Source organism: Gilliamella sp. Choc5-1 (genome assembly GCF_001690595.1).
GTDB lineage: Bacteria > Pseudomonadota > Gammaproteobacteria > Enterobacterales > Orbaceae > Gilliamella > Gilliamella apicola_M.
In genome coordinates this window covers 68,441-95,371 of record NZ_LZHH01000116.1, presented here as the reverse complement: position 1 = coordinate 95,371, position 26,931 = coordinate 68,441, and the positions used below count along the sequence as shown (strand labels likewise).

At 34.7% G+C, this 26,931-nt stretch carries 19 protein-coding genes and 4 pseudogenes; 14 read left to right on the top strand and 9 right to left on the bottom strand.

Going from position 1 to position 26,931, the window contains the following annotated elements:
* A pseudogene (locus A9G35_RS12995) lies at nt 1–435 on the top strand (transposase); the annotation flags it as partial.
* Between the two features lie 150 nt (nt 436–585).
* Here A9G35_RS12995 and typA read toward each other — a convergent pair.
* Together typA and hemG are read right to left on the bottom strand one after the other, a co-directional pair.
* A complete protein-coding gene (gene typA / locus A9G35_RS10780) occupies nt 586–2,412 on the bottom strand; it encodes a ribosome-dependent GTPase TypA (RefSeq protein WP_065567901.1) in 1,827 nt (608 codons plus the stop codon).
* Nucleotides 2,413–2,577: 165 nt separating this feature from the next.
* Nucleotides 2,578–3,111 (bottom strand): menaquinone-dependent protoporphyrinogen IX dehydrogenase, encoded by a 534-nt coding sequence (gene hemG / locus A9G35_RS10775; protein ID WP_081298007.1) that lies wholly within the window; start codon nt 3,109–3,111, stop codon nt 2,578–2,580.
* A 139-nt stretch (nt 3,112–3,250) separates the two neighbouring features.
* Here hemG and glmU point away from each other — a divergent pair, with 139 nt between their 5' ends.
* From glmU to A9G35_RS10745, 6 genes and pseudogenes are all read left to right on the top strand, one after another.
* The gene (gene glmU, locus A9G35_RS13295) at nt 3,251–4,636 is read left to right on the top strand and encodes a bifunctional UDP-N-acetylglucosamine diphosphorylase/glucosamine-1-phosphate N-acetyltransferase GlmU (RefSeq protein WP_141671456.1); all 1,386 of its coding nucleotides are present in this window, start codon (nt 3,251–3,253) and stop codon (nt 4,634–4,636) included.
* A 3-nt stretch (nt 4,637–4,639) separates the two neighbouring features.
* Nucleotides 4,640–6,472, top strand: coding sequence for a glutamine--fructose-6-phosphate transaminase (isomerizing) (gene glmS, locus A9G35_RS13290; protein WP_065636862.1), 1,833 nt, complete (start codon nt 4,640–4,642; stop codon nt 6,470–6,472).
* Between the two features lie 95 nt (nt 6,473–6,567).
* On the top strand, nt 6,568–7,023 hold the full coding sequence (locus A9G35_RS10760; protein WP_065636861.1) for a hypothetical protein: 456 nt from the start codon (nt 6,568–6,570) through the stop codon (nt 7,021–7,023).
* Nucleotides 7,024–7,193: 170 nt separating this feature from the next.
* Nucleotides 7,194–7,655: pseudogene (locus tag A9G35_RS10755) on the top strand (integrase core domain-containing protein); the annotation flags it as partial.
* 85 nt (nt 7,656–7,740) lie between these two features.
* Nucleotides 7,741–8,247: a hypothetical protein gene (locus A9G35_RS10750; protein WP_065636859.1), complete on the top strand. Its 507-nt coding sequence runs from the start codon at nt 7,741–7,743 to the stop codon at nt 8,245–8,247.
* Between the two features lie 51 nt (nt 8,248–8,298).
* A complete protein-coding gene (locus A9G35_RS10745) occupies nt 8,299–8,484 on the top strand; it encodes a hypothetical protein (RefSeq protein WP_065636858.1) in 186 nt (61 codons plus the stop codon).
* A 269-nt stretch (nt 8,485–8,753) separates the two neighbouring features.
* Here the strand turns inward: A9G35_RS10745 and A9G35_RS10735 are convergent.
* A pseudogene (locus A9G35_RS10735) lies at nt 8,754–9,637 on the bottom strand (integrase core domain-containing protein).
* Nucleotides 9,638–9,876: 239 nt separating this feature from the next.
* Here A9G35_RS10735 and A9G35_RS10730 point away from each other — a divergent pair.
* From A9G35_RS10730 to amtB, 6 genes are all read left to right on the top strand, one after another.
* Complete coding sequence (locus A9G35_RS10730) at nt 9,877–12,474, top strand: autotransporter family protein (RefSeq protein ID WP_065636856.1); 2,598 nt, start codon at nt 9,877–9,879, stop codon at nt 12,472–12,474.
* A gap of 703 nt (nt 12,475–13,177) precedes the next feature.
* Entirely contained in the window at nt 13,178–13,678 is a 501-nt protein-coding gene (gene purE / locus A9G35_RS10725; RefSeq protein ID WP_065636855.1) for a 5-(carboxyamino)imidazole ribonucleotide mutase, read from the top strand.
* Between the two features lies 1 nt (nt 13,679).
* Complete coding sequence (purK, locus tag A9G35_RS10720; protein ID WP_065636854.1) at nt 13,680–14,759, top strand: 5-(carboxyamino)imidazole ribonucleotide synthase; 1,080 nt, start codon at nt 13,680–13,682, stop codon at nt 14,757–14,759.
* A gap of 42 nt (nt 14,760–14,801) precedes the next feature.
* On the top strand, nt 14,802–16,289 hold the full coding sequence (gene dgt / locus A9G35_RS10715; protein ID WP_065636853.1) for a dGTPase: 1,488 nt from the start codon (nt 14,802–14,804) through the stop codon (nt 16,287–16,289).
* A 298-nt stretch (nt 16,290–16,587) separates the two neighbouring features.
* Complete coding sequence (gene glnK, locus A9G35_RS10710) at nt 16,588–16,926, top strand: P-II family nitrogen regulator (RefSeq protein ID WP_065636852.1); 339 nt, start codon at nt 16,588–16,590, stop codon at nt 16,924–16,926.
* A 21-nt stretch (nt 16,927–16,947) separates the two neighbouring features.
* Nucleotides 16,948–18,228 (top strand): ammonium transporter AmtB, encoded by a 1,281-nt coding sequence (gene amtB / locus A9G35_RS10705; RefSeq protein WP_065636851.1) that lies wholly within the window; start codon nt 16,948–16,950, stop codon nt 18,226–18,228.
* 100 nt (nt 18,229–18,328) lie between these two features.
* Here the strand turns inward: amtB and A9G35_RS10700 are convergent, their stop codons facing one another.
* The 5 genes from A9G35_RS10700 to fdhD form a co-directional block, all read right to left on the bottom strand.
* The gene (locus A9G35_RS10700) at nt 18,329–18,802 is read right to left on the bottom strand and encodes a hypothetical protein (RefSeq protein ID WP_065636850.1); all 474 of its coding nucleotides are present in this window, start codon (nt 18,800–18,802) and stop codon (nt 18,329–18,331) included.
* 541 nt (nt 18,803–19,343) lie between these two features.
* Nucleotides 19,344–20,279 (bottom strand): EamA family transporter, encoded by a 936-nt coding sequence (locus A9G35_RS10695; RefSeq protein ID WP_065636849.1) that lies wholly within the window; start codon nt 20,277–20,279, stop codon nt 19,344–19,346.
* A gap of 112 nt (nt 20,280–20,391) precedes the next feature.
* Complete coding sequence (locus tag A9G35_RS10690; RefSeq protein WP_065636848.1) at nt 20,392–21,630, bottom strand: nucleoside permease; 1,239 nt, start codon at nt 21,628–21,630, stop codon at nt 20,392–20,394.
* A gap of 56 nt (nt 21,631–21,686) precedes the next feature.
* Nucleotides 21,687–22,505 (bottom strand): purine-nucleoside phosphorylase, encoded by an 819-nt coding sequence (locus A9G35_RS10685; protein ID WP_065636847.1) that lies wholly within the window; start codon nt 22,503–22,505, stop codon nt 21,687–21,689.
* A 279-nt stretch (nt 22,506–22,784) separates the two neighbouring features.
* Nucleotides 22,785–23,591 carry a formate dehydrogenase accessory sulfurtransferase FdhD gene (fdhD, locus tag A9G35_RS10680; protein WP_065636846.1) on the bottom strand — a complete coding sequence of 269 codons (807 nt, stop codon included), beginning with the start codon at nt 23,589–23,591 and terminating at the stop codon, nt 22,785–22,787.
* A 190-nt stretch (nt 23,592–23,781) separates the two neighbouring features.
* On the opposite strand from fdhD, the gene A9G35_RS10675 reads away from it, so the two are divergent.
* A complete protein-coding gene (locus A9G35_RS10675) occupies nt 23,782–24,312 on the top strand; it encodes a DedA family protein (RefSeq protein WP_065636845.1) in 531 nt (176 codons plus the stop codon).
* Here the strand turns inward: A9G35_RS10675 and mscM are convergent.
* Nucleotides 24,309–26,843, bottom strand: a pseudogene (gene mscM / locus A9G35_RS10670) (miniconductance mechanosensitive channel MscM); the annotation flags it as partial. The gene A9G35_RS10675 and the pseudogene mscM overlap by 4 nt on opposite strands.
* Between the last annotated feature and the right edge of the window lie 88 nt (nt 26,844–26,931).

Below are 26,931 nucleotides of genomic sequence, written 5' to 3'. Positions count from 1 at the left end.
CGTCGTCCCAGTCATGGTGCGAATCCTATCAGAAAAAAGCAGTTTATCTATAATAGTCAAACCGATACTTATACTTGCCCAAACGGGCAATCATTAATATATAAAACTACCAGCAGAGAAGGTTATTGTCATTATCACTGTCCGTTATTGTCACAGTGTACACAGAGTAAAAATAAGTAGAAAGTCATCACACGCCATATCTGGGAAGCAGATAAAGAGAAAGCCAATGAGATTCGTTTAAGTCAGTGGGGTAAAAAAGTCTATGCTCGGAGAAAAGAGACCGTAGAGCGCAGTTTTGCTGATGCTAAACAACACCACGGACATCGCTATGCAAGATTTAGGGGAAGAGCACAGGTTCAAATGCAGTGTTTATTGGCCGCAACGGCTCAAAATATCAAGAAAATAGCGATAAAGCTATTTTTGTTATTTTTTTAGGCCATTTTTTAATTTATTTAATAAAATCCAAATTAAAAATCCTGTTTATGGTTTAAATAAAAAAATAAACCCCGAATTATATCGAGGTTTGTCATCAATCTGACCTCGCTAAATAGCGAGGTTTTAATATTACGATAGAACTAATATTAATTAGTCTTTGTTACCACTTCTAAATGCACGCTTTCGGTCATTTTCAGTCAAATGACGTTTACGAAGACGGATAGATAACGGTGTTACTTCCACTAATTCATCATCGTCAATAAACTCTAAAGCTTGTTCCAATGACATTTTAATTGGTGGTGAAAGTGTAGTTGCTTCGTCGGTACCTGATGCTCGCATATTAGTTAATTTTTTACCCGTTAAGCAGTTAACAGTTAAATCGTTCGAACGAGTATGTATACCAATGATTTGCCCTTCATATACTTCAGCACCATGACCTAGGAATAACTTACCACGGTCTTGTAAACCATATAACGCATAAGCCAATGCTTTACCTGTACCGTTAGAAATCATTACGCCATTATTACGCTGACCAATTTCGCCTGGGCGAACATCATCATAATGACTAAATGTAGAATAAAGTAAACCTGTACCTGAAGTCATAGTCATAAATTCAGTTCTGAAACCGATAAGTCCACGGCTTGGAATTACATAATCTAAACGTACGCGACCTTTACCATCTGGTAACATGTTTGTTAGATCACCTTTACGTAAACCAAGGGCTTCCATTACTGAACCTTGATGCTGTTCTTCAATATCAAGCGTAACTTGTTCAAATGGTTCTTGTTTTTTACCGTCAATTTCTCTAAAAATAACCTTAGGGCGAGAAACACCTAACTCATAACCTTCACGGCGCATATTTTCAATTAGTACTGATAAATGCAATTCACCACGACCCGATACTCTAAAAGCATCTGGATCTGGAGTTTCTTCAACGCGCAACGCAACATTATGTACAAGCTCTTTATTTAAACGCTCAAGAATTTGTCGAGATGTTACATATTTACCTTCTTTACCAGCAAATGGTGAGCTATTAACATTAAAGAACATAGTTACTGTTGGTTCATCAACAGTTAATGCCGGCAGAGCTTCAACGCAACTGTTATCACAAATCGTGTCAGAGATACCGAGTTCACCAAGACCAGTTAATGCAATAATATCACCAGCTTCGGCAACTTCAGCTTCATAACGTTGCAGCCCTAAATGACCTAGCACTTGCCCTACTTTACCTGTACGTTTGTTACCTTCACTATCAACTATAGTCACTTGTTGATTTGGTTTAACACGACCACGTTTAATACGACCAATACCAATAACGCCAACATAATTATTATAATCAAGTTGAGAAATTTGCATTTGGAATGGACCATCTAAATCCACTTTTGGTGGTTCAACATGTTTAACAATCGCTTCAAATAGTGGCGTCATATCTTCAGCCATATTTTCATGATCTAAGCCCGCAATACCCATTAATGCAGAAGCATAAACAATAGGGAAATCTAGCTGTTCATCAGTTGCCCCTAAATTAACGAATAGATCAAATACTTGGTCAACTACCCAATCAGGGCGAGCACCTGGGCGGTCAACTTTATTGATAACCACAATCGGTTTTAAACCATAAGCAAATGCTTTTTGCGTTACAAAACGTGTTTGAGGCATTGGTCCATCCATTGCATCAACGAGCAATAATACAGAATCAACCATAGACATAACACGTTCAACTTCACCACCAAAATCAGCATGTCCTGGGGTATCAACGATATTAATTCGGTAACCATTCCAATCAATAGCGGTATTTTTAGCTAAAATGGTAATACCACGCTCTTTTTCGAGAGCATTAGAGTCCATGATGCGTTCGTTATCGTCACCCCGTAGATTATCTAGCGTACCTGACTGTTTTAATAACTTATCAACCAATGTTGTTTTACCATGGTCAACGTGAGCAATAATGGCAATATTTCTTAAATTTTCAATCACAATTAAAATTCCAATTAGGAGACAGATTCTATAGGCGCAGTATTGTACACCTTTTTAGCCGAAATGTTGATCTATATCACAAAGTTTCTTTAAAAGAAGTTGAACACTTGATATCTTTAGAAAAATATCAAGTTATTTGTAAAAAAGTTTCCGGTAACTATACGTTTAAGTATAAAACTGTTCAGCAAATTCATCTACCTTTGCCCAATCTGTATATTCAATAACCGGTTTTGTTACATCAGTGTCACCTTTCCCTAACCACATAATAAAGCGGATCATATTGCGATCAAACCAATTATATTGAGGATAATAAAGCGCGCCAGCAAAAACAGCAATAAAAGCTGGTTTCCATGCTATTTTAGCTAAAAACTTTTTGGTATATAAATTTGTTTCTGGTGTATTTTTATTGGGTTTCCTCGCAACCATATTTACCCCAAAAAATCCAGACTTCATACTATTTAACTGCTGATAATTCTTATCGATAAATACTTTCATCACTTTGCTATAAAATCCATAACGAATCGAACTTCCCAATAAGGCTGCTTGGTATTGCGTCAAATCGATTTTAGTATCAGGTAACAGTTCAATAACATCACAATCACATCGACCATTAAGTCGTGTTTTTATACGTTGCATAATCTTAAATGTCTGTTTTTCATGTGTGGTATAGAGTAATAAAACTTTTATAGCGGAATTCATAACTTGCTGCCTCTTTTGTTAAACTCTTGGGTAAATATCAATTTTACTTTTTTTATGATAAAAATTAAAAGATTGGGGATGATTTCATTAAAAATTTTGATTATAGTGTTACACTAATTCAATCAAATCGGAACCAATTATGGCAATTTCACCACCAAAGCTAAGTGCAATTATTTTGGCGGCAGGAAAAGGCACACGGATGCATTCCAACCTACCTAAAGTTTTACATAAAATTGGCGCCAAGCCGATGTTACAACATGTGATTGATACAGTTCAACAACTTAATACAAATCGCATCAATATTGTTTATGGACATGGCAAACAACAGCTTAAAGATGCGCTTAAAGAGCAACATGTGCAACTGGTATATCAAGCTGAACAACTAGGTACTGGTCATGCTGTGCAACAAGCTATCCCTTACATTCAAGATGACGAAGATATCTTAATTTTATATGGCGACACGCCCCTTATATCGGTTCAAACACTACAAACTTTAATTGCCAGTAAACCCCAGCAAGGCATCGCTTTATTAACTGTTATTCTTGAAGATCCAACAGGTTATGGTCGAATAGAACGCAAAAATGGCAAAGTTGTTGCTATTATTGAACAAAAAGATGCTACACCAGAACAACAAAAAATCAATGAAATTAACACTGGCATAATGTTAGTTAACGGAAAATTATTGAAAAGTTGGTTACTACGTTTAACCAATAATAATGCGCAAAAAGAGTTCTACTTAACCGATATTATTGCTTTTGCTTACCAAGATGGTTATAAAATCTTAACCTCGCACCCAGTTCAACAATTTGAAGTTGAAGGTGTTAATAATCGCCTACAATTGGCAATGTTAGAAAGACAATATCAACATCTGCAAGCTCAAAATTTATTACTAGCTGGTGTAACACTGCTTGATCCAAATCGCTTTGACTTACGAGGCACACTATCGCATGGTAAAGATGTTACGATTGATTGTAATGTAATTATTGAAGGAAATGTCAAACTAGGCAATAACGTATTTATTGGTGCAGGCTGTGTCTTAAGAAATTGCTCAATTGATGACAATTCAACAATCAGTCCGTATAGCATTATTGAAGATTCAACTATCGCTAAACAGTGCACTATCGGACCTTTCGCCCGTCTACGACCTGGTTCACAGCTTGATGAACAAGCCCATGTTGGCAACTTTGTTGAATTAAAAAAAGCACATCTAGGCCAAGCAAGCAAAGCCGGACACTTAAGCTATCTTGGCGATAGCGAAATTGGTAGTAACGTCAACATAGGTGCAGGCACCATCACTTGTAATTATGACGGTGCAAATAAATTTAAAACTATTATTGAAGATGATGTGTTTGTCGGTTCTGATACGCAATTAATTGCACCTGTAAAAGTGGGTAAAGGGGCAACTATTGCAGCAGGGACAACGGTTACCAATAATGTGAATGAGAACGAATTGGTCGTAAGCCGAGTAAAACAAAAACAACTTGCTGGTTGGAAACGACCAACAAAGCTAACTAACGAGGAATAAGATATGTGTGGAATTGTAGGTGCTATCGCCAAACGTGATGTTGCTGAAATATTATTAGAAGGTTTAAAACGATTAGAATATCGTGGTTATGACTCAGCAGGACTGGCAATTATTTCACCACAAGGTGAATTACAACGCGTTCGTCGTGTTGGCAAAGTACAAGCACTTAAAGATGCCATTGAACAGCATCCACTAGAAGGATCTACAGGAATTGCTCATACTCGCTGGGCAACTCATGGTGAACCAGCTGAACACAATGCTCATCCACATGTATCTGGTTTTATTGCCGTTGTGCATAATGGAATTATCGAAAATTTTGAACCACTACGTGAAAAGCTGATCGCCAAAGGTTATCAATTTCGTTCAGAAACGGATACTGAAGTTATTGCCCACTTAATTCATAACATTATATCAACAGAAGATTGTTCCTTATTTGACGCTGTACAAAAAGCTATTCCACAACTACGAGGGGCTTACGGTACAGTCATTATAGACACTCGCAATCCAGATATACTGGTTGCGGCACGTTCAGGCAGTCCTTTAGTTATAGGTTGTGGCGTAGGAGAGAACTTTATCGCATCCGATCAATTAGCACTATTACCCGTCACTCGCCAATTCATCTATTTGGAAGAAGGTGATATCGCACTTATCACTCACCGAAAAGTAACAATCTTAGACAAAAATCATCAAAAAGTAGCAAGACCATGTTTAGAATCTGATGCAAAGTATGATGCGGGTAGTAAAGCAGGCTACAGCCATTACATGCAAAAAGAGATCTACGAACAACCTAATGCAATAAAAAATACGCTTGAAGGTCGCATGGTACATGGTAAAGTTGATTTGTCCGAACTTGGTGATGAAGCCAAAGCCATCCTTAAACAGGTTGAGCATGTTCAAATTGTTGCCTGTGGTACTGCTTATAATGCAGGTATGGTTGCACGTTATTGGTTTGAAGCTTTAGCAGGAATTCCTTGTGATGTCGAGATTGCATCAGAATTCCGTTATCGAAATCCAGCTCGTCGCAAAAATAGCTTATTTATCACCCTTTCACAATCTGGTGAAACGGCTGACACACTCGCTGCATTGCGATTAGCCAAAGAAAATAATTACCTAAGCACCCTTGCTATCTGTAATGTGGCTGCCTCAACACTAGTGCGCGAAGCAGATTTAGTTCTATTAACCAAGGCGGGGGTTGAAATCGGTGTTGCGTCAACTAAAGCCTTTACCACACAATTAACGGTTTTATTGCTACTAGTTGCTAAATTAGGACGCATAAATAATATGGCTGAAAGTACTGAGCAAGCTATTGTGCATGCACTACAAGTCCTACCAAACCGCATTGAACAGGTGCTCACAGCAGAACCTCAAATAAAAAAACTAGCTAGTCATTTTGTGGATAAACATCATGCGCTATTCTTAGGTCGAGGTGATGAGTATCCAATCGCTATGGAAGCTTCGCTAAAGCTCAAAGAAATATCTTATATTCACGCTGAAGCCTATGCTGCTGGTGAACTCAAACATGGTCCACTTGCATTAATTGATGCTGATATGCCAGTGATTGTTATGGCACCAACCAACGAAATGCTAGAAAAATTAAAATCTAATATAGAAGAAGTTCGAGCGCGTGGCGGTCAACTGTATGTTTTTGCCCAAGAAGATTCGGAATTTGTTAGTGATGACACCATGCACATTATAAACCTACCCCATATTGAAGAACTTACTGCACCAATATATTACACAGTACCTACACAACTACTTGCGTATCATGTTGCTTTGATCAAAGGAACCGATGTCGATCAGCCTCGTAATTTAGCAAAATCAGTAACGGTAGAATAGATACGCAAACAACTTACTATTTTTATTTAACTGTGTTGTTATACTTATAGTGTGTAAATATTTTATTTGAATTATAACTATTTAAGGAGAGATTCATGGGAATAGAATATAGTATCATTGCAATGGATGACAGTGTTACACAAGATATTGTTTTAAATGCGTTCAGCCCGTATTGTACTAAAAAAGATGACGAAGAATATTTATTAGATTATGGTGATGAAGTTTATGAAGATATGATTATATGCAATCATTGTACCTTATATCTATCCTTCAAAGAGAGCAGCAAGGAAATAATAGAGTCGATTGAAATTATTAAACCTTCTGATCATCCAGCGTTAGAAAAAGCCATCTTTTTACTTATTCATGAACATCCAATGTTTATTGCAGGTCCAGATTTTCCATTGATGACAGCAAATAAAAAATGTATGGATTTATTAAAAGTAGAAGATATTGAAACCTATGAAGATACCGAATTAGTTTCGTCATTTGATGAATTCTCTAAACCTTTTAACTGGTTACGAATAGATATAAATGACCTAAAAGCCGTCTGATTTTTATAAATTAAAGTAGTGGTATGACCATTTGTTTTTTGAACTCGTTAGTAAAGCTACGTTTTGCTCTTCGTGATGAATCGACTGCCATTGTTGTTACCTTCTCTTATTTTTTAGTTTATCATAACAATGACCTTATAAAACTGGTACTACTTAGTGTAGCCGATCCAGCTGCCGATATGCTCAATGATAAAGTCCTTCCTTTCTTTGACAGCGAACAAGTGCCACTTTTACGCATTCTTACCGACCGAGGTACGGAATATAATGGCCATAAGGAGAGCCATGCTTATGAGCTTTATCTTAATCTAGAAGATATTGAACACACCAAGACCAAAGCCTACATCCCACAAACAAACGGTATTTGTGAGCGATTCCATAAGACGATGAAAACAGAATGTTATGATATTTTATTTCGGCGTAAGATTTACACGCAATTGAGTGAAATACAAAACGATATTGAGCAATGGCTTGAATTTTACAATCGAGAAAGAGCGCATTCAGGAAAATATTGTTATGGGAAGACACCATGGCAAACATGGAATGATGCAAAGGGGTTGGTTAAGGAAACGCAATTGGAGAATTTATTTTGCTCATCGGGCACGCATTTTGTTAAAATGAAAGCCGATGAGTAATATGTGTCTGTCAGATTAAGTTTGAGCTACTACATATTAAAGTAATAGGACAATTCGAAAATTTAAATTAGCAGGATAATGTGAAATGAAAAAAATTTTTTTAACTTTTATTGTATTTTTTATTTTTTCTGTAGGAAATGTACATTCAAATGAATCACCGGATATTTGGGATTATTATAAAGTTTCCAAAAATTCTGTTTTTGGTAATGAATTAGATTATGACAGACAATTTTTAACAGAAAATTATTCGCGAATTAAACTAATATTAATTGATGGAGATCTTATAGTTGATAAAATTTGTCTTATCCACTATGAAACATCAGCAAGTCTTACTACACCTTTATCTTATTGGAAAACTCCAGAAAAAGTAGAAAAATATAAAAAAATTTTCTCAGAAGAAGGGATCCTTTTAGGAGATCAATTTGCGGCAATAAACTTTCCTAATAATCATGACGATAATTTATGCTTGAAAGCGGGTTTAACTGATTTAATAGAGATCGATAATTATTTTGTTTTTCTAACTAAGTCAGATCACTTAATAATATTTTCGAAGCAATTGAAAAAAAATAATGAATCGCCCATAACTTATTGAGGATTTAATTATAAGATACCAAATCGGGAATTTAGTTGGTTTGGTCATCCCATGTTGACAAATAAAAAAATTGTAGAGGATATGAATAAGAAGTGTGATTTTCCCGATGATGGATCTTATTATAATTCTTACTTTGCCAATGAGTGTGATTTAAACGAATTAGGTCAATACTTTGGTAAAGTTAGTGACACTTTATTTAACAAAAAGAAAGAGATATATCAAAGAGGAGAATATTGATACAATTTAACTAAAAAGCAGCATGGAGAGTTTGATTTCGAAATATTTTTGAATATTGATAAAAATTTTAAGAATGTTTGGTTATTAAATAATGTTGGTAGTGACGAAACACAACGTATTGAAAAATGGAGACATTATAAAATTGATGATAGTGGGCACTTCAAGTTATTGGAATCGATTTCATGTAAAAATCGTGATAGACAAGGAGTCGTAAAATGTCACAATAATTAAGAATTGTAGTGGATCAAACTTAATCTGACAGACACATATTACTCATCGGCTTTTATTTTAACAAAATGCGTGTCTGATGAGCAAAATAAATTCTCCAATTGCTTTTCCTTAACCAACCTCTTTGCATCATTCCATGTTTGCCATGGTGTCTTCCCATAAAAATATTTTCCTGAATGCGCTCTTTCTCGATTGTAAAATTCAAGCCATTGCTCAATATCGTTTTGTATTTCACTCAATTGCGTGTAAATCTTACGCCGAAATAAAATATCATAACATTCTGTTTTCATCGTCTTATGGAATCGCTCACAAATACCGTTTGTTTGTGGGCTGTAGGCTTTGGTCTTGGTGTGTTCAATATCTTCTAGATTAAGATAAAGCTCATAAGCATGGCTCTCCTTATGGACATTATATTCCGTACCTCGGTCTGTAAGAATGCGTAACAGCGGCACTTGTTCGCTGTCAAAGAAAGGAAGGACTTTATCATTGAGCATATCGGCAGCAATCAGACTGTTTTTCTCGGTATAGACTTTAGCAAAAGCGAGTCTGGAATAGGTATCAATAAATGTTTGTTGGTATATTTTCCCTATGCCTTTAATATGCCCTACGTAATAGGTATCTTGTGCACATAAATAACCCGACGGAGTTGATTGGTAACTTTATGCTGTCCATAAGCTAGATATTCATAGGCCATATTGACAACGGCTTGTTCTATATGTGGCTCTACCCGATTTTTTTCGATAGGCTTTTTACGACTGATTTCTTGAAGTGCAAACTCACCCCCTTGCTCATACAGTTTTTTAAAGCGATAATAACTATCTCGACTGTATCCCATGACTTTGCAAGCTTATTGAACGTTACCGAGTTGCTTAGCTAATTCTAAAAGTCCTAATTTAGGTTTAATGATTTTGGCGGTTTGATTCATTTCTGACTCACCTTATTACGTTATGAAATAACTTAAATGTCAGGTTAAGTAAAGACTATTAACTATTAAACCACCTTTAAATTAAAAATTTGATGATACTAATCTTTTATAATCAAAGTTAATATCGATCAATCAAATGTTGATTAATTTACCAATTCGATCGATACTACTAGTAGTATAATTCTTACTGTTATCACGAATTATATTTAGGTTTAACAATAGAAAAGGGAAAATTTTTAATGAATAAAATTTATGGAGTTATAAAAAATCAGCAAGGAGAATGTCTAGCTGTATCTGAACTAGCTAAAGGTAAAGGGAAAAAAGCAAAATCTTTACTAATTAAAACAGCTGTAGCAGGAGCTATATCAACATTTATTGCAGGTGGTGCTTTAGCGGCAATAATACCGATAGAATCAAATGAAACAATAAAAGGTGACGGCTCTGGAACCATTCAAGGCGGGGTTAGCACTGATGAATATTTTGTAGGTATGGATGGTACAGGAAGCTTGACTATTAGTGATCAAGGTTCACTTACAACAAAGAGAATCATGGTAGGAAAAAATGAAGGTAGTTCAGGTCAGTTAATACTTGATAATGGGCATCTTACCAGTGCTGTGGGTAGTATTTATTTAGGGGGGGGGGGTGATGCTGATATTTTAATCACAAACGGCGGCACTTTTACAAATACAGGATGGGCTTCAACGAGTATTGCGTATGATAGTAGCTCTAATGCAAAAGTAACTGTATCTGGTAACGGTAGTGTATTAAGTCAACGTCATGATATAAGTATAGCTAATGATGGTAATGCTGTAGTTAATATACTTGATGGAGGTGTCGTTAATTCTTCTAGAGGTACATTTATAGGTAATGAAGATGGAAATGCAATTATAAATATTGATGGCCAAGGCTCGGCTTTCAATTCTACAGGTCTGAGGCTTGGAACTCAAAATACAAATAAGAAAGGTTATGGTGAAATCAATATTACTAACGGCGGAAGTCTGAATGTTGAAGATGGAGACGCTTATAAAGAATTAATTGTTAGACATGGTAAAATTTTAGTTGATGGTGAAGGTTCACAATTAAATGCCACGAAAAAAGTAAAAGTGTTTAATCACACCAAAACTGATTTAACAAGTGAGATAACTGTCTCTAATAATGCAACCATGAAAGTCAAAGCCGATGCAAATGGTGATAATGAAGGTATACTTATCGGAAAAAATGGTGCAGTAAATATCGGTGGAGCTATTGGTAAAGAAGCGGAAAAAGCCGGTACGATTGATACTCCTATCATCAATTTAGAGGATGACGGTCAGTTAAATTTCAATCATACTGATGGCGATTACCAAGTATCATGGGATATAAGCGGTGAGGGTCAAGTTAACGTTGTTTCAGGTGATAACTTTGTTAATGGTAAACATACTTATAAAGGCAAAACCAATATAACCGGTGGTTCTTGGAATGCAAATGGTGAAAATGTCTTTAGCCCTGATTCTGATTATAATATTGGTAAAGATGGTTCACTAAATTTAAATGATTATAATCAAACAGTGGGCAATGTAGTTAATGGTGGTACTATTGATTTAGGTAAAAACTCGGCAGATACAGTATTAACCGTTGATGGTGATTACCATGGTGATAATGGCAAACTAAATATTTATACTGATCTTGAAAAAGAAACATCAGACAAAATGGTGGTAAAAGGTAATGCAAGTGGTAAAACAGATATCAATATTGTAGAAATCAATAGTAAAAATATCGATAAAGGTGAAATTACCGATTTTATTGATGTTAATGGAAATGACGAAGCTGAATGGAACGTTATTGAAAAACCAGATAGCGCCTTTGATTACATAGTTGGTAAGGATGAGAATGGCCATTTAGTAATAAAATACACCAATGCATTTTCAAATGTCCGTAAATCACCAGTGGCAGGTTCTGTATTTGCCAATCAGATGGCGGCATTAAATATGTTCCGTCACAGTGCACATGATAGAGATACATCAATTTATGTACCAGAATCGAATGTTTGGATGAGTTACAAATATAATCGCACACAAAGTGATTTATTTGGAGGCAAACAATCTGTAAACATTCGAACCTCAGTACTAGAAATGGGTGTTGATTTATTATCAGAACAACAATACAAAGTTGGTGTTTATGGTGGTTATGGTCATAGTTCAACTGACACCAACCAAAAACACAGTGTACGTAAAGGGGATGGAAGCGTTACAGGCTACAACTTAGGAATTTATGGTAACTGGAATGAGCAAGAAAATGGTGCAGGTTTATATGTTGACACATGGGCTCAATACAGTTGGTTTAAAAACAAAACCTCAACGCATTTATCGGCATTAAGACACTTCTCAAACGATTATAATGGTAAGGCAATTACCGTATCATCTGAAGCCGGTTATGGTTTAGTTCTTCACGAAGGTGTAGATAAAAATTGGTTACTTGAGCCACATGCACAGTTAGGCTATACTTGGTCAGACAGCCATAACTTTAAGTTAGGTAAACAAGGTGTGGTAAGTAATATTAATGGTGATGGTATGCAAATGCGCCTTGGTGCAAGATTTTATGGTCAAAGTACTAAAGAAGGTTATGGTGTATTACCATTTATAGAAGCTAACTGGTTGTATGATTCTTCTTCACCGGAAGTAAAAATCAACGGTAAACATGTTGAATCAGACGTAAATAAAAACTATATGGAATTAAAAGTGGGTGTGAACGGTAATTTAACTAAATCACTCAGTAGTTATGCTCAATTAAATAACCGATTTGGTAGCAATAACTATCATCAACTTGGTGCACAAATTGGTTTGAACTACTCATTCTAATAATTCTAAAAAATTCAATAAAAGAAAAAGCAGTACTTAATTGGTGCTGCTTTTTTTATATCTATATTAAATAATTTATCTAATCCAAATAATAGTTAATATTATTTATGATCTTATCATGACTAATAAAGACAGTACCATTTTTGTCAAAAAGTTTCAGGAAAGCACCATATTTAAGTAAAAAATCATGGTTAATGCTGACAAATAAAGATTTTCTAATTTACTGTTTGTTTTTAAGTAAAAACATAATAGTCTTTATTTTATCTGACATTTAAGTTATTTTATAACGTAAAAAGGAGAGTCAGAAATGAATCAAACAGCAAAATCATTAAAACTAAATCTTGATACGCTCAAGCCAGTAAATGGCTAGATTAAAAATGCTAATAAATATTTACATTGACCCTATATAAAACATTATCAGCTAAAAAACTAGATTTGACTCTATGCTCAAAATTATTCATGCATTAGGGGTGGATCTTCAAATTACAGCAACACGAAAAGCTTGAAGAACACAATAAACACTTGAATGTTTAAATAGTCAAGTGTCTAAGATGCAGTTTTTAGCGCATAGAATTTAAGCTCACTGAAATAGTTGGGCTTTTTGCTTTCATATGTGAGTAATTTTATGGAATTTAAAGACCCATTAACTAAATTTTAGTGTATACTTCGCATACATCTCATTTTAATTATTCATATATTTGCTATGCATACTCAACCTAGAATTGCCATTGTAATGGGTTCCAAAAGCGATTGGACTACTATGCAACACGCAGCTGATATTCTTGATGCGTTAACAATTCCTTATCATGTTGAAATCGTTTCTGCTCATCGTACCCCCGATAAATTATTTCGTTTTGCTGAAAATGCTTCTCAGCAAGGATTTAATGTGATTATTGCAGGTGCTGGAGGTGCCGCTCATTTACCTGGCATGTTAGCCGCTAAAACGCTTGTTCCTGTGTTGGGTGTTCCGGTGCAAAGTGCCGCATTAAGTGGTGTTGATAGTCTTTATTCTATTGTTCAAATGCCTAAGGGTATTCCTGTTGGCACTTTAGCTATAGGTAAAGCTGGTGCGGCTAATGCAGCATTACTTGCTGCGCAAATTCTTGCTTTACACGATCAAGATATTTATCAACGTTTATCAATATGGCGATTAACTCAAACTGATGAAGTGTTGAATCACCCAGATCCAAGAGTGGATGCATAATATGAAAACTCAATCTGTTTGTGTATTAGGTAATGGTCAACTAGGGCGAATGCTTAAACAAGCAGGAGAACCGCTAGGTATTAAAGTCTATCCTGTTGGGTTAGATGCTGATCCTGTTACTATTCCATATCAACAGTCAGTAATAACTGCCGAAATTGAACGATGGTCAGATACTACGTTTACACAGATTTTAGCTAAACATCCGCATTTTGTTAATCGAGATGTCTTTCCGATTATTGCCGACCGTTTAACGCAAAAACAGCTACTTGACGAACTTGGTTTACCGACAGCGAAATGGTTTTCGCTTGATCACCCTCAAGATTGGTCAAGGTTATTTACTGAACTTGGCGATCGATTAATTGTTAAACGTCGAACTGGTGGTTATGATGGGCGAGGTCAATGGCGTATAGCTATTAATGACCTAATTACGGTGCCAGACGATATTTATCAGAATGCAATTGTTGAGCAAGCTATCTTATTTGAAAAAGAGATGTCATTAGTGGGAGCACGTAATGCAAAAGGTGAAACGGTATTTTACCCACTTACCAACAATTTGCACCAAGATGGCATTTTAAAAATGAGTGTTGCGCTACCAAACCAATCTCCTTTATTGCAAACACAAGCCGAAAAAATGCTAGCCTCTATTATGCACAAATTAAATTATATTGGTGTAATGGCGATGGAATGCTTTATTGTGGGGGATAAATTACTAATTAACGAACTGGCTCCGCGAGTACATAATAGCGGTCACTGGACACAAAATGGTGCTTCTATAAGTCAATTTGAGCTACATCTTCGTGCAATACTTGGTTTGCCACTTCCTAAGCCCGATGTATTTGCACCATCGGTTATGGTTAACCTGATTGGAACAGAATTAAATCTTAGTTGGTTATCTATTGATTTGGTGCATCTACATTGGTATCAAAAAGAAGTAAGAATAGGGCGTAAAGTTGGGCATTTAAACTTGACTCATAACCAACCTAGTAAATTATTAAAAGCGTTAGAGGATCTAAAACCGCTATTACCTAGCAATTATCAAAATAGCATTGAGTGGGCGCAAACAAAAATTACAACAATTTAGCAATTTAAACCAATTAAGAGCGATAAAATTAGAGATAGAACTATGATCAACTTTAACCAAAAAATCAATTATCAACGCTATGCTAGCAAACAGCGTGAAGCACTATCTGATGAGTATTCAATAGTGCGTTGTTTTGAAAGTGATCGTGGGCGTATTATAAATTCAGCTGCTATTCGTCGTCTTCAACAAAAAACGCAAGTCTTTCCATTAGAACGTAACTCAGTGGTCAGAACACGGCTTACTCATTCTATGGAAGTTCAACAAGTAGGTCGTTACATTGTTAAAGAAATTATCAACCGCCTTGGTAAAATAGGAAAATTAAAAAAATACGGGCTTGATAATTGCGTAATGGCGATTGAAAGTCTTGTTGAAATGGCTTGCTTAATGCACGATATAGGCAATCCACCGTTTGGTCATTTTGGTGAAGCAGCTATTAATCAATGGTTTAATTTACGATTAGGGCTTGAAAACGACACCATTTATCCTGCGTTAAAAATACACATTAATGATGATGATGAAATTAAAAAACTTAAAACTAAAATCCGTCAAGATTTAGCAAATTTTGAAGGTAATGCTCAAGCAATTCGTTTAGTTCATTCCATATTACGCCTTAATTTAACTTATTCACAAATTGCCTCAATTCTTAAATATTCTAAACCTGCTTATTGGTCTAAACTGATACCACCTGAATTTTCTTATTTAATGAAAAAACCAGGTTATTATTTATCAGAAGAGCCATTTGTAAAAGCGTTATCTAAACAACTTGATATCAAACAGTTTCATCGTTACCCGTTAACCTATATTATGGAGGCCGCTGATGATATCTCATATTGTATTGCTGATCTTGAAGATGCCGTTGAGAAGAAGATTTTAACTGTAAAACAGCTTTACACCTATCTAGCCGATGCATGGGGACCTTTTAAAAAAGGTGATTTGTTTGATCTTGTTGTCAACCGCCCTTACGAAAATTTAAAACAGAATGAATTTAATGCTATTGGTATTGACCAATTTTTTATGTATTTACGAGTCAACGCTATTAGCAAACTGGTGCCACATGCCGCTGAACGTTTTATTGAAAATATAGAAGCAATTTATCATGGTTCGTTTAACCATGCCTTACTTGAAGATCATAGTACAGAATATAAATTGCTTAATATTTTTAAAACAGTTGGCTTTGAACATGTGTTTAATCATGAATCGGTCGAAAATATTGAACTGCAAGGATATCGAATTATTAGTGGATTGCTTGATATTTATAGTCCGTTGCTTGCTATGCCGACAGATGATTTTTTAAAATTAGTTGATAACGAATATCACAAGCACTATCCCATTGAAACACGCTTATATCATAAATTATCTTCAAAACATTGTGCAGCTTATAAGCAAGCAATTAGTAAATTAAATTCAAACGAAGCGAATTTTGCTTGTATGGAATTTTACTATCGATGTCGCTTATTACAAGATTATATTAGTGGTATGACAGACCATTTTGCTTACGATGAATATCGTAAGTTAATGGTAACGTTCTAATCCTTACTATGTATTAAGTTATCATAATTACTCGGCACCAATAATACACACACGGCACCATATGAGTGCATAGTGCAATAAAAATATATCAAAGTATATTTTTGCTTGTTTATGCATTTAATAGCTTAAGCTAAGTCACTAAGCACTAGGCCTAAGCTATTAAACCTGCGTTTTATAACGGCTACCTTTTCTATTTGTTAGTAATTCTACTTAAATTACTCAATTTTATTCAATTCCTCAATTTTGGCACGCTCTTTGCATAATTGATTTTGTATCTCATATTTATTAGGAGTAATTAATGAAATTAGTCACTGTAGTTATAAAACCTTTCAAATTAGAAGAAGTTCGAGAAGCATTATCTAATATAGGCATCACAGGATTAACTGTTACTGAAGTCAAAGGTTTTGGTCGACAAAAAGGTCATGCTGAGTTATATCGAGGTGCTGAATATAATGTTAATTTTTTGCCTAAAGTTAAAATAGATTTAGCTATTAGTGATGAGCAGATTGATGAAGTCATTAACATCATAACCAAAGCTGCATACACAGGTAAAATTGGTGATGGCAAAATTTTTGTTACTTCACTTGAGCATGTCGTGCGTATACGCACAGGTGAAACTGACGAATCGGCGTTATAAATTATTGTTAAGGATATCATTATGTTGAAAAAAATCATTTTTTCTTTAATTATTTTATTCTCAAGTTCCGTTTTTGCAGATGAAAGCGCCATCGTTGATAAAGCTGATAACGGATTTATGATGATCTGTACCGCCTTAGTTCTTTTTATGTCTGTTCCTGGAATTGCTTTATTTTATGGTGGATTATTACGTTCTAAAAACGTGTTATCGATGTTATCTCAAGTGCTTGTTATCTTTTCGCTTATTGCTGTATTGTGGATTACTTATGGTTATTCACTCTCTTTTGGTGAAGGGAATTGGTTTTATGGCAATTTTAACCATTTTTTATTAACGGGTATTGGTATTACAGATGTTTCGGGATCAATTTATGAATTTATTTGGGTCGCATTTCAAGGATCATTTGCTTGCATTACCTGTTGTTTAATTCCAGGCGCTTTTGCTGAACGAATTCGATTTTCAGCTGTATTAATCTTTATGGTGTTATGGTTTACATTTTCATATATTCCTATGGCTCACATGGTATGGGGTGGCGGTATCTTAGCTGATGAAGGTGCGCTTGACTTTGCTGGCGGTACGGTTGTGCATATTAACGCTGCGATTGCAGGAATAATAGGTGCATATTTAATTAAAAACCGTATTGGTTATAACCGCGAACCTCTCAAACCATTTAACTTACCTTATGTTTATCTTGGTGCGGCAATCCTTTATATTGGTTGGTTTGGTTTTAATGCAGGCTCATCAACTCATGCTGACGAAATTGCAGGTTTAGCTTTTATTAACACAGTTGCTGCAACAGCCGCTGCAGTTCTGGCATGGACCTTAACCGAATGGCTTTTACGAGGCAAGCCATCATGCCTTGGTTCAGTATCTGGAGTGATAGCAGGATTAGTTGGCGTAACACCCGCAGCGGGCCTTGTTGGTGTTGGTGGTGCTATGTTAATTGGTCTTATTTGTGGTTTTGCTGGGGTATGGGGAGTATCAACACTTAAGAGAATTCTAAAAGTTGATGATACCTGTGATGTATTTGGAGTACATGGCGTATGTGGTATTGTCGGCTGTATATTAACAGGTATCTTCGCGTCAGAATCTTTTGGTGGAGTTGGTTATGCAGAAGGTATCACAATGATAAGCCAAGTTGGAATTCAAGTAATGAGTGTCATTACTTGCGTAATTTGGACAGCTGTAGTGGCCTTTATTGCTTATAAAATTGCAGATATCTGTGTTGGATTAAGGGTGTCTGAAGAGCATGAACGAGAAGGGCTAGACATCAATAGTCATGGTGAAAGCGCTTTTAATAGTTAACTATAATGTTTGGTAAAAATAATTTACAGGGACTAATCCCTGTAAATTATGGCTTTTATTAATTATTGTTCTTCCATTAATTATTGTTAAAAATGCCTTTTTAATCATCCCAAAGCATAATGGCATTATCTTCAGTTAAGATTAAAGGGGGAGCAAACAGGTGCTCTTTTACTCTAGTTGGTAAAACTTGCATATCATTAAAATTAAATTGTAATTCAGGATAAACATTAGCAATTTCTTTTATCCGACTATTTAATAATTCCTTTACTTTGTTTGACTCTTTAGCAATGGCGATATCATCTTTTAGCATGCCAATTTGTTTTTTATGATGCTCTGATTCAAATATTTCACTAAAAATAAAAGAAAATCCTTTTTTATTGGCTTTGTTAATATCGTGATATTCCCTGTATTCTGAATGATGTAATTTAAGCTCTTTAACGCGTAAGGCAATAATCTCATCGATATGATCTGTATAATAATTTAATGTAGGATCTAAATAAGCCAGTGTTCTGTGTTCAGGTATTGCATCATTGCTATGTACTAAAGTAAATAACGGTTTTTTATATGTCTTCATTCTGCAATTTCCTTTTTAATTAGAATAAAAAGATAATAAAATCCTAAATAATGAAAAATAAATATCACTTTTTATATAAAATGTTTTAAGTTAACATAATGTTTAAATATAAAAATAAACAATAACTTAAATGTTTAATGATTTATCTATTAGATATTTAAAGTAATGAATTTAAATTTCAAAGTACGAAAACTTAAAAAATAAAACATTAAAAGAACAGCTACTATCGCTACGATCAGGAAAAACGGTTTAGGTTTTAATATAAATAATATTATTTATACACAAACCTGCTTTAAAAGTTAACTACGGAATATTATTAATACTGTTTTACAATAACTACTTCTATAAGACATATTTAATTTTAAAAAGTTCAATAATATTGCTAAATTTAACCTTTTATTAAAAATTTTTTCTTAAAATTTTACAGATAAATATGTAATAAAGAAAGTGAACAAATCTACCATAATAATGTTTAATATATTTGACAATTAAAGCTATTAAATTAAAAAGCCGGGCTTTTTTCCGGCTTAATAATTTAAAATCAATCAATTTTTTTGATATGCTTTAAGTTGGGTAAAGCAATAGCCAATAAAATAATACCTACCCCAATCCATTGATTAAAACGGACTGACTCTTGCAAATAAAAATAGGAACAAGTGACCGCAACAGGCAGTTCAGCAGCAGATAAAATCGCACTTAATGAAATACCAATTCTTGGAATTCCTACTGAAAATAAAAAAGGTGGTAATACAGTTCCAAGTAGCGCTAATAAAAAACCTAATTGATATAACTTATCGCTAATATTAAGTTTGAAAAAAAATAAAGGTGGAAAAATTAAAAACGTAATAATACATGCCCCAGTAATCATTAACGCACTTTTTTCAAGTTTAGATAACTCATTACCAATATTGCTGCTAGTGCTAATAAAAAGTGAATACATTAATGCTGCTAAAAAACCAAAAAAGCAACCAGTCAAATTTAAGCTAATATCTTGATTAAAAATACCTGCTGCTAAACTACTACCTACAATAATGACAATAATCGCTATTAGTTGAATTATACTTGGCTTGTTTTTAAAAATAACAAAATCGATAATCACGCTGATCCATAAATATTGCATTAATAAAATAATGGCAATTGAGGCAGGAACTAGTTGCACACATTGGTAATAACAGATACCAACCAATCCAGGAAAAATACCAACAGCACAAACTTTCCATTTTTTGGCGGATTGCTTTTTTATTGTGGTTGAAGTCACCATTGATGTGTCAACTGATGTTGATGATTTTCGATTGTGTATTTTTTTTACAATAAAGTAAATGCTCCATAACATTAACATCCCTAAAAAACATTGTACACCGGTAACTTCACCAAGCGAATAGCCTGCCTTATAGGCTGTTTTCACAATAGAAGAGAGCACACCAAAGCTACATGCCCCTAAAAAAACCAGAAAACCGCCTAAAAATTTATATTGCATATTTAAATCTCATCAAACCAAAAACATTGTCCAAAATTATGGAAATAAAAAACAATAAAAGCCCTTAGGGGGGAACCCCCATTATGGCTTTTTATAAATTAAATTTAAATACTTATACATCAGATCGATCTTTAGTATGTTCATAATTAAATGAACAATAAAAAACGATACCAAGTACAAGCGCATAAGATGCAAAAATTAGCCAAATTGTTTGCCAATCTTTAATGCCATTATGTGTACACATGTCAACGATAAAACCGCTTAAAATCGAGCCAAAATAAGCACCAATACCATTTACCATTGTCATAAATAGTCCTTGGGCACTAGCTCGAATATTTGAGCTAACTTCTTTTTCAATAAAAATAGAGCCAGAAATATTAAAAAAGTCAAACGCACAGCCATAGACGATCATTGAAAGCATTAACAATACAAAGCCAAAAGGAGTTGGATCGCCAAACGCAAATAAACCAAATCTAAGCGTCCAAGCAATTATGCTTATCATTATGACTTTTTTGATGCCAAATTTTTTGAGAAAAAATGGGATAGTCAAAATAAATGCGACTTCAGCTATTTGTGAAAATGACAATAAAATAGCTGGGTACTGAACAACTAGGCTTTCTTTAAATTCAGGTATTTTATCAAAGTCATGTAAAAATGCCCCACCAAAGGTGTTGGTGATTTGTAATATCGCCCCAAGTAACATTGCAAAAAGGAAAAATACCGCCATTACGGGGTTTTTGAATAACACAAAAGCATCTAACCCTAAATGAGAAACCCAAGACTGTTTTTTACTTTTTGATACAGTAATATTAGGCAATGTTGTGCTATAAATTACAAGTACAACCGATGCAGCACTAGCAATATAGAGTTGAGTATTGCTCAATTCGAATTTACATAAACTAACAGTCCACATTGCAATGATAAAACCGACAGTGCCAAATACGCGTATTTGAGGAAATAGAGTGACGGTATCTAAATTATCTTTGTCTAAACAGTGATAACTAATTGAGTTTGATAATGCAATAGTTGGCATAAATGCTAACGCATTGACTAACATAACCCAGAATAAAATAGCTGAATTATTAATTGATGCAGCATAAAAAAGTGCAATGGCACAAACTGAGTGACAAAACATATAAAGATATTTAGCTTGCAAAAATTTATCAGCAATGATACCAATAATAAATGGTGTAATTAAAGAGGCTAAACCTTTAGTACTGAAAATCATAGATACTTCAACACCAGAAAAGTGTAATGTATTAAATAGATAAGCTCCAAATGTGGTTAGCCAACTTCCCCAAATAAAATATTGGAGAAACATCATTAATTCTAATCTATTTTTTATGCCCATTATTTGTTCCTAAAATAAAATGAACTTTTTATAGAACCACAAATAAAAAGTATTGGTTAAAAACGCTCAATCGTTTTAGTAATAAGTTGTAAAAAAGTTGATTTAACTCGTTCGGCTGTTTCAATCACTTCTTCGTGTCCTAGAGGTTGATCTAAAATTCCACAAGCCATATTAGTTAGACATGAAATTCCGATAGTTTTAATACCAGAGTGATGTGCGATAATTGCTTCAGGCACGGTTGACATACCAACAGCATCAGCACCTAAAACGCGGATCATTCTAATTTCAGCAGGAGTTTCATATGTAGGGCCAGTCCACCACGCATAGACACCTTGTTGTAAAGTTACATTTAGTTCTTTTGCTACATCTACAACAATTGAGCGTAATTGTTTATTGTAAACTTCACTTACGTCTAAAAAACGGACTCCCAATTCTGGATTATTTGGTCCCATTAATGGATTGTTGGCGGTTAAATTGATGTGATCGGTGATAAGCATTAAATCACCTGGTTTGAATCCAGTATTTACTGCACCACAAGCATTGGTAATAATCAGTTTTTCAACGCCAAGCATTTTCATGACACGCACAGGAAAGGTAACTTGATCTAAAGTAAATCCTTCGTAGTAGTGAAAACGTCCTTTCATCGCAACAATGGTTTTATTGCTACTTTTTCCTATTACTAATTCATTAGCATGACCAACAGCCGCTGATTTGGCAAAATGAGGGATATTGTCGTAACTGATATGCACAGCATCTTCAAGAGTGTCGGCAAAAGGACCTAAACCTGAACCCAAAATAATCCCAATTGTTGGTTTTTTGTCTGTTTGTTGTTGAATACAGTTAACGGCTTGTTGAATGTCTGATATTTGATGCATGATAGTACCCTTTTAAAAATTAGATGCTAAGATGAAACTAGATAATAAAAAATAATAACCAGTTACTTAATTTTATTGAGCAATGGTTTATAAAATAATTAAAAAACAAAGCAATTGCTGTTTTTCGCATATATTATGATGATATTTGTCCAATAATGAAAGGTGTGAATTGCGATATCTTAGAGTGAACTAAATAAAAATTTGTTTTTTATTTATTATTCAATTGGTTATCTTTAAAATTAATTTGTTTAGCAAAATTATTCAAAACTAGAATAGTGATTAAACTAAACGATCATCACCAGAATAAATAACGCCGTTACCTCCTCTAAAGAATCCAACCAAAGTTAAATTACACTGTTTAGCCAAATCAACCGCCATTGAAGTTGCGGCCGAAACAGCTAATAAAAATTCCACGCCACAATTAGCTGTTTTTTGCACCATCTCGTAGCTAGCGCGGCTTGATACTAACACTACACCATGTTGATAATTGGGATGATTAGATAATTGTATGGCTCTAAACCCAAGTAATTTATCTAAAGCTACATGTCGACCGATATCTTCAAATCCAGCGATAAATTTTCCTTGTAAATCGAGCCATACCGCTGCGTGAGTGCATCCAGTTTTATTACCAACATGTTGAACTTGCGATAAATCATTTAGGCTATTGCTAAAATCAGCTAAATTAATTTGGTTCATTAGTGGCAAAGCAGGAATGGTTTGGCAGACTTGGTCTATCTGCTCACTACCACAAATACCGCAGCCTGTGCGTCCAGTTAAATTACGACGCTTTTCTTTTAGCTCACTAAAACGCCGTGATGAAAGTTCAATTTGTACTTCTATTCCTTTTGGATTTTCAATAATATCAATACCATAAATATCAGTAACTGACTGAATAATATTTTCAGTTAACGAAAACCCAACTGCAAAATAATGCAAATCTTTTGGTGTTGCCATCATCACAACATGCGAAATCCCGTTATAAATTAAAGCAACAGGCTTTTCAATAGCTAGTTTATCAAACTGAGGAACTTTAAATTCGCCGTTTTTAAATTTCCGTACTAGGATTGATTCAATGCCAACTGTCATGATTTGTCTCTTATTAATTGGAGTATTTTTATTAGGACTACGATAAACATAATCTTAAACGTTAATAAAACTAAAAAAATGTTAACGCCTTGTAATGTTCTATCAATAAGTACCGTGCTGAGTCCTAAACGATTAGTATTATGGTAAAATAGCACGCTATAATCAATTAATAATTTACACACATAAACTTATGTCGCTACACGAAATCACAATAGCAATTATGCAATTTATTGAGCATCATCAAGTTTGGGCATTACCAATTATATTTCTATTGGCATTTGGCGAATCTTTGGCTGTTATTTCACTTTTAGTTCCGGCAACGGCGATTTTATTCGGTGTGGGAGCTTTGATAGGTAGCGGAGCGATATCATTTGTACCAGTGCTAATTACTGCTTCAGTGGGGGCTATTTTGGGGGATTTAGTCTCTTACTGGTTGGGTAAACACTATCACCAACAAGTTATTGCATCATGGCCACTTAATAAACACCCTAAATTAGTTTACCGTGCTGAGCAGTTTTTTCAGCGTTATGGAACGTTTGGCGTATTTATTGGGCGATTTTTTGGGCCATTACGAGCAATAGTGCCATTAATTGCAGGCACAATGCATATGCCTGCTACCAAATTTAATGTGGTCAATATTGCTTCGGCACCTGTTTGGGCATTTGTATTGCTTGCTCCTGGTGCTTTTGGCGTGCCATGGTTAGAAACACTTTTGGGTTAAATGGTTCCAACTGTATAGCCACGACGCCCACTCTTACGACCTAAAGCTTCTAAATTGGTTTGCAATGGTGGGAATGGTAGTGTTAAATGATTCTTGCGATAAGCTTCAAGTATCAGCTTATGTATAGCGCTTCGTAGCAACATTCGGTGTCCCATTTCAGCAGCAAAAACACGTAACTCAAATAATTGAATTCCTTCTTGAATATCCACTAAAAATACTTGCGGTTCAGGATCATTAAGCACATATTCGCATTCATCTGATGCTTGTTGTAAAAGCTTGATAACTAGATCACTATCAGCATCAATAGTTGCAGGAATGGTTAATACAATTCGCGTGATAGAATCAGATAACGACCAATTCACCAATTGTTCAGTAATAAAAGCTTTATTGGGCATTACAATTTCTTTACGATCCCAATCAACAATGGTAATAGCTCGAGTATTAATTTTGGTGATGTTGCCAGTTAAATCACGAATTGTCACGGTATCACCAATGCGCACTGGTCTTTCAAATAAAATTATTAAACCAGAAATAAAATTTGCAAAAATTTCTTGTAAGCCAAATCCTAATCCCACACCTAGTGCAGCAATTAGCCATTGAATTTTTGACCAATCGATACCAATAAATGAAAATGCAATCATACAACCAATCATCAAAATAATGTATTTTGAAACCGTTGAAATTGCATAACCTGTTCCAGGGGCTAAATCTAAATGTTGTAAAATGCCTAGTTCTAATAAAGCAGGTAGATTTTTAACCAACTGGACGGTAATTGTCATCACTAAAATAGCAATACATACCGCACCAAGAGTAATATATTGCTCAATTTCAGTACCATTGACAATGACACTGGTTCCCCACAGTTTAATATTATTCATAAATGCAAAAGCTGAATGCAACTCGGACCAGAGTAAAATCATACTGATGAGTGCAATCATCATAATTATTGATCTGACTAAATGTAAAGATTGAGCGCTGATAGCATCTAAATCAATAACAGGTTCATCGACATTTTCATTGAGTGAATTAGAATCGTCTTCATGCGATTTAGCACGTTGCATACGCTCTAGACGGCGTTGTTTTGTGCGTTCAAATTCAATACGACGTTTTTGGATCCACATCCAACGGCGAATCATAAAATAAACGACTAACAGGGCAAACCAAATGATAACTGATGCCTCAAGGCGTCCTAATAATACTTGGGCTGTTGATAAATAACCTAAACAAGCAGCAATAATGGCTAGCCATGGCGCACTTAATAAAATAAACCACAAGATGTGACTTAATAAATTATCACCCGATCCTTTTTTATCGATATAAAGCGGAACGCCAGCACGATGGATCGAATTAGTCATAAATACAAGTGCAAAGCAAAGAAAAATAAACGCAGTACGACCAATGGTCGCTGCAAATTGACGATTATTATATTCGTCAAAACTCATCACAATCATTGCCAAAGGAATTACAAGCCAAATTGAAAGACGATAATATTTCATTGCTGATCGCACACTACCTTCTGACCAACCAAAATGGGTAATAAAAAGCCCATTAGATGATGCAAAATGAGCTGAAATAATAAATACCCATAAAATTGGCGCGGCTGCATTCACACCATAACCTAAAGCAAATGCGACAGGATAATCGGAATTAATCTGTAAAGCATAACCAAACACAGCCCACAAAATTGGTATAGGTAATGCCATAATTAATGAAAATATAATTACTTTTAAAGTTAAAGAATAACTATCTTGCGTTACTTTACCCACACGGCTAGCTGATTTAATTAAAAAGGTATTATATTTAGTGCGCATCTTAAAATGTGCAAAAACAAACATTAACGATAAAATGATTAAAAACAGCGGTTTGGGTGCGCTTAATACTTCAATGCTAGCATTATAAAGCTGTGAAAGAGTATCGATCGAAAAAATCACATAAACAACATCTTTAGTTAAATCGATCGGATAACTCAATGATATAGGATTTACATTTGCTACCCAAAAAAAGTATCTATGAGCCGCATCGTTTACTTCGTCAATTGCATTGGTTAATTGTTTATTGGCAATTTTTAGTTTGGTCAATTCTAAAATAGTGGTATCTGTTCCTGAAATAAGCGTTTTAAGCAATTCAGTTTGTTCACGCAACAAGCGACGATATTGCGTTGCATCTTTAACACTATTAAGTGGGCTTGTTAATGTTGGGTAATCATCTAAAGAAGTTAAAATATTACTATAATTAAGTTGCTGAGCTTTTGCTTCGGCAATTTCGGCATCAAGTGCTTGTGATTTTGGTTTTTCGGGTAAGCGCAATAATTGCTGACGTAGGGTTTCGCCCAATGAGGTCGAAAAGCTCAACCACTCGCCTTGCTCAGAAAGCGTTGCCAATGTATTTTGTACATGAGAAATCTGAGTGGTGATATTGTTTTGTTCATTAACAATATTAGTTAAATGATTCTTTTGCAGCTCCATATTTTGGCGAAGCTCATCATTTTTATCACTTAACTGATGAACAACTTGCGAAAGATCATCTTCATTATTAATGATTGGTGCAGACTCTTCGGCAAAAGCTAATGAAGAAAACAACACAGCGACAAAACAAAAAACACCACGCATCCACATAACG